Genomic DNA, 12860 nt, shown 5'->3' with positions numbered 1-12860 from the left:
GAAGAGGGCGTACCTTTTTCTGTCTGCTTGCACAGGGGCAGAAATTGGTCATCAATAGATACTTCGGATTGACGGTATAGAGAACTTCTCTTGTTGAACGGAGGAGGTTCTAGAATCCCCTACTTCAAGTGGCGTTAGCCGGTAAGTGGGGATAGTTCAATGCTATTGCATATAAAATGCTTGGATCGATAAGTGATGCTGAGGATATTGTTCAAGATACATTTTTAAAGCTACAGATAAGCAAGGTTCATTTAACTGATATTAACAATATAAAGTCGTATGTAAGTAGAATGGTCGTAAATCGTTGTATTAATGAATTGCAATCAAGCCGAAAAAAAAGAGAAACTTATGTTGGTACGTGGCTGCCAGAGCCAATAGTACAAGACATGAAATGGGATCCTGCAGAGAAAATCATTCAAGATGACCAACTATATTATACTTTTGTTGTTCTTATGGAAAAACTTTCGGCCACAGAGCGAGCAGTTTATGTCCTAAAAGAAGCATTAGATTTAAAACATAGTGAAATCGCTGATTTACTCAATATAACGGAGATGAATTGCCGTAAAGTGTTTAGCCGTGCGAAGAAGAAAATGAATGTATCTTTTGATGAAAATTCTACATCGTACGAAATTCAACAAGAGCAAATTAATAAGTTTATTTCGGCTTTATCGAGAGGCAACGTTCAAGAAATTTCAGCAATTCTTACTAGCGATGTAACGCTTATTGCAGATGGAGGGGGGAACGTTGCTACAGCTATTAATCAAATTATTAGTAAAGAGCGTGTCCTAAGTTTGTTATCTGCAATTGCTACAAAATTTTTCACAGGAAAAAAAGCACAAGCGGTCATAGTAAATAATGAGCCAGGTGTTCTTATAGTAAAGAATGAAGAGGTCGTCGGTGTCTTCAGTTTCGCTTGGAAGCAAAATACGAATCAGATTGAACAAATTTTTTATGTTGTGAATCCTGATAAACTTAAACATATTCCAATATAAAAAGTATAGAGTTGTTCTAAAGCCGTGAGATGACGGTTAGAGCAACTCTTATGTAAACTAATCATTTTGATTAGCTTACATTTTTTCGTAAAGAAAATGACATTAGGAAAGACAAGAATAAGACAGAAAAAATAGTAAGTACGACATATGTAAACATTATTTTGGTCCCGATATACGGACCGATACTAGATCCTAAAAACAAAGTAAACGTATAAAGCGCCATTGCAACTCCTTTTCTTTCCTCGCTTATTTGTCTAATATGAAAAATGATCGAAGGTAATACGATTGAAATACCTGCGGCAAATACGATTGTAGTGATAGCGAGAAAATAAATACGATCCCATTTCAAAAACAAAAGTACTCCTGTGCACATGATAATAAGTCCTAATGTAATCATTTTGGAGGCTCTTGTACTTGTAATAAAGTTATTTATAAAAGGAGAAATAGACATTCCGATTATGCCAAGACATTGAAATAGCAGAATTTCATAATTTGTAAGGTGATACATTTGGATTAATATGTGATGTAAAGCACTATAAATGGCAACGAATGAAAGAAATTGCGTAAAGGTAATCGCAAGACAAATTGTAATGTAGCGATTTCGAAATAATGTAAACATATCAAACCAGTATGCGATAGATAATGGACGATCACTTTTGGTAGATGTGGGAAGAATGAAATATAAAATTGCTCCACATAAAAGATGAATGAAAGCGAAAAAATAAAAAAGAGTAGGAAAAGCGTATTGAGATATAAACCAATTACTGAGTATTTGTCCTAATATGCTAGACATTGTGAAAGATGTACTTAAGATACCGATGATATAGCCTTGATGTTTTGGAATAAACAATTCGAATGCATATGCAAGAGCTAAAGGTGTAAATGTAGCTGCTACTAGTCCTTGCAAAGCTCTAAGGAACAAAAATAAGTTGTATATTTTGCAAAAGCTAATAGTCAGCGTACAAAAGGACAAAGCGAATAGTCCGAGAACTAATAAATTTTTCTTCCCAAATCGTTTGGAAAGAGGAGCGAAAATTAAGAATCCAATGGCGTAGAAAATCGAAAATATGCTACTTGAGAGATAGGCAACATTTTTAGGAATTTGAAAATAGAATATAAGTTGACTTTCAATTGGAATCATGATGAATCCTTGAGAAACGACGCTGATCCCGGCAATGCAAAATACAAATACGTATAACCATTCAGGAGCTTTATTTGTTATATTACTCATGAAGATCCTCCTTACATTTCATCTGTACTAATAAGACAGTATAATTTGTTGAAGTGTGACACACTTTATTTTGTAAATACGCAAAATAAAGAATTGAAAAATATTTTAAAACTTTTTGTTGACTTTCTTCTTTTTTTGTATAGAATAAACATTAATAAAATGTTTCAGAGATGTGACAGTAAAACGACTGTGAAAGGAAGAGTAGTAATAGGACGTAGTCCAAGCGAGTCAGGGATGGTGTGAGCCTGATACGAAGCCTGCTATGAAGAACCTCCTGGAGTCGCTAACCGAAATCCTTTTTAGGAAAGTAGACTTAGCCGGGAACTTCGCCGTTACAAGAAGAACAGTATCGAGTTATCTCTAATCTCCGTACTGATAAGTGAGCAACCTCTGTTGCTAATTTGGGTGGTACCGCGGAACCAAAGCCTTTCGTCCCAGTTTTTTGGGAAAGAAGGGCTTTTTTTAATGGTTTCTTTCCTCATTACATCAAAACATTTTAGGAGGAAAACATCATGTACCAAACATTAATGACAGTAAGAGAAACACAAATCGCAATTAAGGAAGTTAAAACATTTTTTGAAGAGCAATTATCAAAACGTCTTGGGCTATTCCGTGTATCTGCACCATTATTTGTAACGAAAAAATCAGGATTAAACGATCATTTAAACGGTGTAGAGCGTCCAATTGAATTTGATATGCTGCATTCAGGAGAAGAGCTAGAAATTGTACATTCACTAGCGAAATGGAAACGATTCGCGCTGCATGAATATGGATATGAAGCTGGTGAAGGTTTATATACAAACATGAACGCAATTCGCCGTGATGAAGAGTTAGATGCAACGCATTCTATTTACGTTGATCAATGGGATTGGGAGAAAATGATTCAAAAAGAATGGCGTACAGTAGATTATTTACAAGAAACAGTACAAATAATTTACGGAATATTCAAAGAATTAGAAGGCTATTTATTTGAAAAATACCCGTTTCTTGGTAAATATTTACCGGAAGATATCGTATTTATTACATCACAAGAGCTTGAGGATAAATATCCAGAATTAACACCAAAAGATCGTGAACATGCAATTGCAAAAGAACACGGTGCCGTTTTTATTAGCGGAATTGGCGGAGCGTTGCGTTCTGGTGAAAAACATGATGGGCGTGCAAGTGACTATGATGATTGGAAATTGAACGGAGATATTTTATTCTGGCATCCAGTATTGCAATCTTCATTTGAATTATCATCGATGGGTATTCGCGTTGACAGCAAATCTCTTGATGAACAATTAACAATAGCAGGAGAAGATTTCAAACGTGAGTACGATTTCCATAAAGGAATTTTAGAAGATGTATTGCCGCTAACACTTGGTGGTGGCATCGGGCAATCAAGAATGTGCATGTACTTTTTACGTAAAGCACATATCGGTGAAGTGCAGTCTTCAGTGTGGCCGGATGAAATGCGTGAAGAGTGTAAAAAGCAAAACATTCACTTGTTCTAAAAGACACAGCTTCAGGGGTTAGACTATTCTTGTGTCGAACATCGTCGAAGGATCTTTATCCCGCATTAACGGGCAGTAAAAGCTGGGGAAGCAAACTGCCCGTAAAAGCCCGATTGGTTCAACTAACCATCAGTGAAAAAGGCGTCACTGATGGAAGTTTCACTTTATATTGTGTCGAATCGCCGATAAATGTATCATTTCCGCCGAAATATCGGTGGACAAGTAAGAAGGAATCGATTTCCGAAAGGCACCTAGGCGCTTTTGGAATCGGCTCCTTTTTTTAATTTACTGATAAAAAAGGCTCAATTTTTGCCATAAATGATTCATGAAGTGATTCGACACCTTTTACTAAATGAAGGCGGTCGATTACGACAGATACTTTAATTTCCGATGTACTTACCATTTTAATGTGAATATCTTCTTCTTGTAATGTGGAGAACATTTTCGCAGCGACACCTGGATTAGATACCATACCTGATCCAACGATGGATACTTTTGCTAAATGGCTTTCATACTCTACAGATTCATATTGCATTGATTCACGATTTTCTTCTAAAACCGCTAATGTTTCTTTTAAGTCATTTGAATGAATAGAGAAGGATAAATGTACAGTTCCTTCATTTGTAATACTTTGAATAATAATATCTACATTAATATGAGCGCTTGCTAATGTAGAGAAGACTGCGGAAAGTTTTCCTGGTTGTAAGCCTTTCATTGTTACACGTGTAATATTATCTTCAAATGCAATGCCTTTTACGATTGATTGTTGTTCCATGTTACATTCTCCCCTTACGATTGTTCCGTTTTCTTGTTCCATGCTTGAACGAACTTCTAACATAACGTTATGATTTTTGGCGAATTCGACTGCTCGTGGATGAAGTACACCAGCACCTAGATTTGCAAGTTCTAACATTTCATCATAGGAAATTTCATTTAATTTGTAAGCGTCTTTTACAACGCGTGGATCAGTTGTGTAAACGCCTGTTACATCTGTATAAATATCACATTTTTTTGCCTGTAATGCTGCAGCTAATGCAACTGCAGTTGTATCAGAACCGCCGCGACCAAGTGTTGTAATTTCTTGTTCTGCGCTTAATCCTTGGAAACCGGCTGCAACGACAATCGTTCCTTTTTGTATATAAGATTGAATTCGCTCTGTATTTATGTCGGTAATTCTAGCGCTGCCATGTATGGATTCTGTTGTAATCCCAGCTTGCCAGCCTGTAAGTGAAATTGCCTCGTACCCTTTCGTTTGCAAAGCCATTGTTAATAAAGAAATTGAAATTTGCTCACCTGTTGTAAGTAACATGTCCATTTCACGTTTACTAGGTTGATCTGTAATACTAGCAGCTAAAGATACGAGTTCATCTGTACTATGTCCCATTGCAGAAACGACTGCTACAATTCCGTGTCCTCTTTCATACTCTTCAATGATTAAATCGGCAACATGTTGAATCCGGTCGATATTTCCGACAGATGTACCACCAAATTTTTGAACAATAATTTCCATGATAAGAGCCCTCTTTCAAGTTAATATAGATAATTAAATTAGGAAAAATGTTGTTACACATAAGATGGGAAATATAGATCCCTCTCATTCCTGTAAGTTACCGAAAGCAAATAAAAAACACCATCTCAAATAGGTGAGGATGGTGCTGTTACAGGAAAAAAGGAAACAGAAAACGGAGCTAATAAAAAAACCGCCAAAAAAGAAGATAATCATTAAAAATATGATTTCTCTTTTTTGTAGATAGCTCTTCATGTATACACCGCCGCTGTATACATGACAGTTCTGTTTCTATTCGAAAACAGTCCCAATGTATATGTTCAGAGGCACATATACATTTCGGCAACTTTTCCTTTCCTCTAAATTCACTGACAATCTCTGTGTCTCCTATAGAATACTCATAAAAGTTGCGACCTCTATCTCACGTCATTAGGCGAGAGTAATTGGTTGTATGAAGTTGTTTGTAACATTTGTTTCATAGTAATCAAAATGTCGAGAGAAATCAAGTAGGTTATAATTATTTTGAAAATTTAAACTATTTTAGAAAAAAATAAAAATGGTATAAAATGTGGTTAAAAGAAGTAGTTCTAACAATATTTTACACATGGATTGAATGGAGGGGTGGGAGTGAAAATACAAAAACCTATTTATGTAAAAACGGAAATTGAAACAACAATGGATGAACTTTGGAAGTATACACAAGATCCAAAGATACATACGGAATGGGATGCCCGGTTTACAGAAATATCGTATTTAGAGAAGAACCAAGACGAACCACAGCGTTTTTTATATAAAACAAAAATTGGTTTCGGACTTGAAATTGCTGGAGCAGGAGAATCAATAGGAGAATTACAAAAAGAAGGCGGGGAACGCATTTCGTCACTGAAATTTTGGACAGATAGTAAACTTTCGTTAATTTCGGTAGGGAGAGGCTATTGGAAGTATACACCGAATGAGAATAAGGTTCGCTTTGAAACGCAGTTTGGAGGTATAGGAAGATTTATAGATTCATATATATTTCGTCCGTTATTAGGGTGGGCAACAGCTTGGAGTTTTGATGCCTTGAAATTGTGGTTAGAAAAAGGATTTCATCCGCGTTTATTATTAAAAAGAGCTATTACATATCATCTCATTTGCCTTTTGCTATCTTTTGTGTGGATCTATCAAGGTCTTATTCCAAAAATTTTATATACTCATCCAGAAGAGGTACAGATGCTTTCCAAGCTTATTGGTTCAGAAAATGATGCTGCCGCAATGATTAAAATGGTTGGATTTTTGGAAATTGTGTTTGGGGTGATCTGGTTGTTACCTTTCCAAAAACAGAAATTATTTTTTCTTCATGCTTTCATAATATTAATATTGACAGTTGCGGCGGGATTTACAAATATCGCTAGTTTTATGCAACCTTTTAATCCGATTACGTTAAACATCATATTAATTGGATTCTCAATAATCGGTTATATGAATAGTAATGATTTACCGCAAGCGAGGAATTGTAAGAGAAGTAGAAAGGAGTAGAAAATTGTCTTCCATTTACGAAACATTATTAGGAGAATCCTATCATCGGTTACATCCAAAATTACAAAAACGGTATGCGATTACAGAAGAACTTGGTTTTACAGGAGAAGGGAAAATGGATGAAATTACAGAAGGTTCTGCTGCTGTAAGAATGTTTTTAAAAGTAGCAGCAAAATTCCGGATGTTCTTTTCAGAAAGAGGGACAGAAGTACCATTTATTATCCAAAATAAAGCAGAGAAAGACAGGGAAGGAGAGACATTTGTAAGATGGAATCGGATGTTTTTGTTCGGTGAAAAAAAGCGTTATTTTCATGCTGTCATGTATTTGAATGATAAACAAAATGAAATTGTCGATTATTTTGGTGAACCACATTTGCTTGTATCGACGCTTGCGTTTCATGTTGATTCAAAAGGAGCAATGCATATTTCATCTAAAAAACAATGGTTCTACTTATGCGGAATGAAGATTCCGTTGCCAAAGTTTTTATATGGGCAGGCAAAGATTGTAGAAAGTTATGATGATGAATTAGAGTGTTATCGGATACATGTACAAGTACAAAATCCATTATTAGGACCACTTTTCTCCTATAAGGGGACGTTTACAGAAAGGGATACAAATCTATGCGAAATATAATGATTGGCTGCATGTGCTATGTCATTTTTCTTATATTAGAATGGCCAAAATTACACCCTGTTGAATCGATTATATTATTGTCTATTCTTTTATTTATCCCAATAGCGTTTTCTATTGTAGATAAGAAAAAAAGAAATGGAGACGAACTATTTTGTTATAAGCTCGCAGCATTTTTTTATCCGGTTGCAGCAATAAGTGCAATGCTTGCTTTTGTAACAGACTATTTTCTATTTGCGATAATTTGGTTTATATATACCGGTATTGTCGCGCTGTTTGGAGTATGTCGATTATTAGAAAGAGGATGGAAACCGTTAGAAGAAACTGCGATTGATAGTGGATTTATATATTTATTTTTAGGTGGATTTTGGTTTTTTGCCTCTGTAGCAAATATACCAATTATGCAGTTTAGTTCAGATATTGTTCTACTTACAGCGGCTCATTTTCATTACTCTGCTTTTTTACTTCCCTTGTTTGCAGGTTTATTAGGAAGAAAACAACAAAAGAGAAGTAAGTTATATATAACCGCTATGTTCATTATGATTATTTCACCAATGACAGTTGCAATTGGGATTACATATTCAAGAACGTTTGAATTTTTTGCAGTGTTACTCTATCTTATTTCCCTTTATATTTACGGGATTTTTGTATGGAAAACAAAGTTTACTTCAAAGAGTGCGAAAATGCTTCTTATCATCTCGTCTAGTACACTTATGGTAACTATTCTTTTCTCGCTTTTCTATTCATATGGCAACTTTAAGCATGTCATGACGATTACGATTGCGCAAATGGTTTGGATTCATGGATTTGTGAATGGAATGGGCGTAGCATTACCTGGTTGTATTGGCTGGATGATTGAAAAAGCTGCATCGACATATATGCGTTATGGAAAACCGATGAGTCGTATAAAAGGTAAGATGAAAATTGGAGAAAATGTTTTATTAGAAAATAGCTTAATAGAGGAGAAGGAATATACAGGTCTTATAAATAAAGTGATAGATTTTGATAGTAAACAGTTTAATACAAAGAATGTATCACCACTTATTATTGATTTTTATGAGAACACGAAAGAATATGAGTTAAAAGCAACTATTCACTGGTCACGTTGGTTTTGGCCATTTGCTTTTCTATATGAAAAAATAAGCCGGCGTATACAACAAATTCATTTAGGGATGGGAAATCGCTTAGAGAGGATGTATGGGGAAATTGTTGCTATAAAAGATGAAAAAGATGGTAGAAATGACGTTAGAGCGTGGGTTCGGAAAAATGAACAGAATGAAACAATCTTTGTCGCGCTCTATTCTCAGCATGAATATAACGAGGAAACATACATGAATATTGCATTGCCATTACCGTATGCAAATATGACGGGGATATTAAAATTGCGTAATGATAAAAACAATCTTATCGTTACGAGTCGATTAAGGAATAGTGCAAGAGGGGATGAGGGGATATATTTACATAACCGCTTCTTTACAATTCGCTTGCCGCTCGCAGAAACGTTTACGATAAGAGAGAAGGCTACAGCAATGTTAACAGCACATCATCAAATGTGGCTGTTTGGTGTGAAGTTTCTCGAGATTGATTATGAGATAGAACAAAAAGAGAATATTGCTTAACAAAAAATGAGTTTGGTATGATACCAAGCTCATTTTTTATTTGTATTTATATCGTGAATCTTAAGAATTCTTAAGAATTTACCTACAAGAAACTTAAAAAATTTCTGAGAAGATACTAATAGATACTGAGAGATAGGGGATGAAGTGATGAAAAATGATGTAGTAGAAGTAAATCAAGTAGAAAAAATATATGGAAAGAAAAAGGAAAACCATTCAAGGGTATAAAAGGAATAACGTTATCAGTAAAAGAAGGCGAGTTTGTTGGGATAATGGGTCCATCGGGATCAGGAAAAACAACGTTGTTGAATGTAATTTCGACACTTGATCAAGCGAATAGTGGTACCGTGAAAATTGCTGGAACAGACATAACAAATATGAAAGGAAATGCATTATCTGATTTTAGAGCGCAAAAACTAGGATTTATTTTTCAAGATTTTAATCTTCTTGAAAACCTTTCAATTTATGAAAATATTGCGTTGCCGTTGTCACTGCAAGGAGTGCCTTCAAAAGATATTGAAGGAAAAGTACAAGAGGTAGCAATAAAACTTGGGATAGAAGCAATTTTAGAGAAATATCCAACTGCAGTTTCTGGTGGTCAAAAGCAGCGTACAGCAGCAGCTCGTGCACTTGTACATAATCCAGCAATTATTCTTGCAGATGAACCAACGGGAGCGCTTGATAGTAAAAATGCGAAAAGTTTATTAGAAGCGATGCGTGATTTACATGAAAATCATCAAGTTAGCATTATGATGGTAACGCATGATGTATTTAGTGCTAGTTATTGTGAACGAATATTATTTATCCAAGACGGATTGCTCTATGAGGAAATTCACCGCAATGGAAGTAGAGAAGCATTTTATCAAGATATTTTAAATGTGTTAGGAAAAATGAGTTCTTCTAAGGAAGCGATTAAGGAGGTGGGGACATGTTACTGAAATTATCTGTACATAGTATACGAAAGATGATGAAAGATTATCTTGTTTTGTTAATTGGTCTTATCGTTAGTATAAGTATTTTTTATATGTTTCAAACGATGGCCTTAAATACTGAATTTACGAAAGAAAATAGTATCATTCACAGCATTCGGATTGTCTTCGGGATTGGTTCTGTGTTACTTTCGTTTATCACCTTATTTTACATTCTTTATGCAAATTCATTTTTGCTTACACTGCGCCGAAAAGAATTAGGCATGTATATGATGCTTGGGGCAAAAAAGAAGAAGGTTGCACAGCTGGTATTTATCGAAACATTAGGGCTTGGAATGATTGCTTTAATGATTGGAAATGCAGTAGGAATTGGATTAGCAAGTGCAGTAGGGAAGATTCTTATAAAAAGTATGGATGTATCAGCGAAGGGGTATGAGGCATTTTATTTTCCTGCTTTAATTGCAACGTTTCTTTTCTTCTTTGTTCTTTTTGTAGTGACAGGGATGATTAATAGCTTTCGTATTCTGCGCAAAACAGAATTAGAGCTTATACGAGAAGATGAAACGCAAGATGAGGTAAAAAAAAGTAAACTTCGTATTACGGTTTTTACGGTGCTTGGAATTTTGATGTTAGGTATTGGATATTACTCAATCATTCATGTGAATGACTTGCAGGAAATAGGGCTTATAGTTGCAACATTTTGTACGACAATTGGAACTTATTTTATATTTGGTTCATTATTGCCTTTATTTGTTACGATGTTAAAAAGAAATAAAAAAAGAAACGAAGCAGGGCTTAATAGTTTTACGCTTGCACAGCTGCGTTTTCGAATTAACAGTTTATCTAGAGTGTTAGGTACAGTTGCTATGCTCATTGCATTAGGTGCTGGTGCGATGACAGCTGGGATGGCATTTCAAAAAAATGTTGGGATGACAACGGAATTTTCGCGAGTGTATGATGCGACGATTCATGATCCAAATGCCGAAGAAATAAAAGAATTAAAGCAAATGAACATTATAGAAGAAAAGAAGTATTCTTATAAAGAAACTGAAGAAGCGGTTTACTTTTTACGTGACGACTTACTAAATCAACCACCGCTAATTTCGGATCACAGAAGTGCAAAGAAAAGTAAAGAGCCAATTCGTGTTCGCGTAAGTGAGAGAGTTCCTGAACCTATATACACATCGCTTGAGAAGCCGGAAACGCAACGATATCCAAGTATGCCTGGGCAATGGGAGGAGGCACTCATTCGTGAATTTCAAATTAGTTACAATCAATTTGGTGGAAAGCCGCTCCGCATCGCTGACAAAGAAAATTATGAAAAAGTACAAGGAACAGTGCACTCACTCCTTTTAATTCGCGTTGATAATTTACAAAAATATAAACCGATTCTTATGAAAATTGATCAACGCCAAAAAGAAGGTGCTCAAAAAAATATCGGAGAAGAAGTACCAATGCAAACGAAAATGACGACGTACCAGTTTATGTATACTTTTATGAGCGGCACAATGTTTATGGGTTTTTTCCTAGGCGCTTCTTTTCTTGCGATGATGGCTAGTTCACTTATGTTTAAAATCTTAACGGGAGCATCTAGAGATAAACGCCGCTATGCCATGCTACGAAAAATTGGTGTTCGAAAGGGAATGCTTTCTCGCAGCATCTATAAAGAAGTATTCTTCATCTTCTTATTTCCTGGGATTGTCGGAATCGCTCATGTATTAGTTGGTATGAATCTATTTTCATTCATTTTGCTTGATCCATATGTGAAAATTTGGATGCCAATTAGTTTATTTGTTCTCATTTATTTTGCATATTACTGGACAACAGTACAATTGTATAAAGGTATGGTATTGCCAAAGGGATAGTAAAAGGAAAGGCGATTGCTTGAAAAGAGCAATCGTCTTTTGTTTTGCGTGCCCAGCTAAGCTGGGCACTGCTTACTGGTGAAAGTCCAGTCTAGGTAAGAACAAAGTCGCCAAGTAGCTGACAGGAAGCTAGTGTATTTTTACGAGTAGGAGAAAAAGATTACAGGTAATTTATCCATGTTTATCGGTGTAACTATTGATTAATAAGGGGGTAAACACACGTACTGATGGACAGTAAGACGTCGATTGAGCGGGCTTCCCATCAGTGGGGGGAAGCCCTCACTAATGGAAGTTTCATTTTATTTGTATAAGGTAAAAAACCTTCTTTAGAAATAGTATGTGGAACCAAATGGAATTGATGAAATGTCAGTTGGATAAGTGACATGATGTATCATATGATGAGGTATAACGTAATGATGTACGATATGGAAAAAGAAAGGGTCTGTTGCCATTACGTGGTGAATGGCATGAAGTGTTTGTTGGCCAGCACTATATGTGATAGCAGCACCAAACTGCCTGGTGTTGTTAAAGTGAGGGTTTATCATAATCATTCATCTTGCTCCTTCATAGTAGTGGAATTTGCTTTTTACATGTTATGTCTAAGTATGGAACAAAGAGCTTATTTTATTGAAGAACATGCGCCTTTCCTATTTGTTTGTAAAGTTTTTTCATATATAGAGGACACTGAAAAGTCTATTAAAAGAAAAAAGCAGATAACTACCTACTATATTAGGTGATTATCTGCTTTTTATTTTCTATATACGGATAAAATTTTAGTCACTTACTAAAAGTATGTCGCTTTTCGGGAGCCTCAATATATATCCAGCGTCTTTTTATCTAGGAGATAAACTATATTATTTGGGATTTTATAAGAGTTTTTTCTGAAAAAACTCTTATGACCCCCTAAAAAATAAGGTTTCTTACGAAATAAGTATAGATGGAAAGAAGCGATAAGAGAGTTTATTTCTTATGTGAGGTCTATGAAAAGCTAAATTGAGCGATAATTAAGTGCGTATGTAGTATATAAATTTTACACCTATACGGGTCTGTAAAAAAATATATATCCTACTTACCT

Annotated in this window: 9 protein-coding genes, 1 pseudogene, 1 riboswitch and 1 other annotated feature; of the genes and pseudogenes, 7 read left to right on the top strand and 3 right to left on the bottom strand. The window is 35.3% G+C overall.

Annotated features, from left to right (window positions below):
• Positions 1-164 precede the first annotated feature (164 nt).
• Positions 165-992 carry a sigma-70 family RNA polymerase sigma factor gene (locus V7024_RS23465; RefSeq protein WP_335524444.1) on the top strand — a complete coding sequence of 276 codons (828 nt, stop codon included), beginning with the start codon at positions 165-167 and terminating at the stop codon, positions 990-992.
• Between the two features lie 70 nt (positions 993-1062).
• On the opposite strand, the gene V7024_RS23460 is transcribed toward V7024_RS23465, so the two are convergent.
• On the bottom strand, positions 1063-2223 hold the full coding sequence (locus V7024_RS23460; protein ID WP_335524442.1) for an MFS transporter: 1161 nt from the start codon (positions 2221-2223) through the stop codon (positions 1063-1065).
• A 180-nt stretch (positions 2224-2403) separates the two neighbouring features.
• Positions 2404-2663, top strand: a binding site (T-box leader).
• Positions 2664-2735: 72 nt separating this feature from the next.
• Here V7024_RS23460 and asnA point away from each other — a divergent pair.
• Positions 2736-3719, top strand: coding sequence for an aspartate--ammonia ligase (asnA, locus tag V7024_RS23455; protein WP_335524441.1), 984 nt, complete (start codon positions 2736-2738; stop codon positions 3717-3719).
• A gap of 280 nt (positions 3720-3999) precedes the next feature.
• Here the strand turns inward: asnA and V7024_RS23450 are convergent, their stop codons facing one another.
• Complete coding sequence (locus V7024_RS23450) at positions 4000-5229, bottom strand: aspartate kinase (RefSeq protein WP_335524439.1); 1230 nt, start codon at positions 5227-5229, stop codon at positions 4000-4002.
• 233 nt (positions 5230-5462) lie between these two features.
• Positions 5463-5653: riboswitch (Lysine riboswitch) on the bottom strand.
• Positions 5654-5853: 200 nt separating this feature from the next.
• Here V7024_RS23450 and V7024_RS23445 point away from each other — a divergent pair.
• The 5 genes and pseudogenes from V7024_RS23445 (at position 5854) to V7024_RS23425 (ending at position 11785) form a co-directional block, all read left to right on the top strand.
• Positions 5854-6744, top strand: coding sequence for a DoxX-like family protein (locus V7024_RS23445; protein ID WP_335524438.1), 891 nt, complete (start codon positions 5854-5856; stop codon positions 6742-6744).
• Positions 6745-6748: 4 nt separating this feature from the next.
• Positions 6749-7378 carry a DUF4166 domain-containing protein gene (locus V7024_RS23440; protein ID WP_335524437.1) on the top strand — a complete coding sequence of 210 codons (630 nt, stop codon included), beginning with the start codon at positions 6749-6751 and terminating at the stop codon, positions 7376-7378.
• Complete coding sequence (locus V7024_RS23435; protein WP_335524436.1) at positions 7366-8994, top strand: YndJ family protein; 1629 nt, start codon at positions 7366-7368, stop codon at positions 8992-8994. The genes V7024_RS23440 and V7024_RS23435 overlap by 13 nt, the downstream gene beginning before the upstream one ends.
• Positions 8995-9141: 147 nt before the next feature.
• A pseudogene (locus V7024_RS23430) lies at positions 9142-9929 on the top strand (ABC transporter ATP-binding protein).
• Complete coding sequence (locus tag V7024_RS23425) at positions 9920-11785, top strand: FtsX-like permease family protein (RefSeq protein ID WP_335524435.1); 1866 nt, start codon at positions 9920-9922, stop codon at positions 11783-11785. Before V7024_RS23430 ends, V7024_RS23425 begins: the two are co-directional and overlap by 10 nt.
• Before the next feature lie 326 nt (positions 11786-12111).
• Here V7024_RS23425 and V7024_RS23420 read toward each other — a convergent pair whose 3' ends face one another.
• Entirely contained in the window at positions 12112-12336 is a 225-nt protein-coding gene (locus V7024_RS23420) for a hypothetical protein (protein ID WP_335524433.1), read from the bottom strand.
• Between the last annotated feature and the right edge of the window lie 524 nt (positions 12337-12860).

Source organism: Bacillus sp. JJ864 (genome assembly GCF_036963045.1).
GTDB lineage: Bacteria > Bacillota > Bacilli > Bacillales > Bacillaceae_G > Bacillus_A > Bacillus_A pseudomycoides_C.
This window is presented reverse-complemented; position numbering and strand designations above follow the sequence as displayed.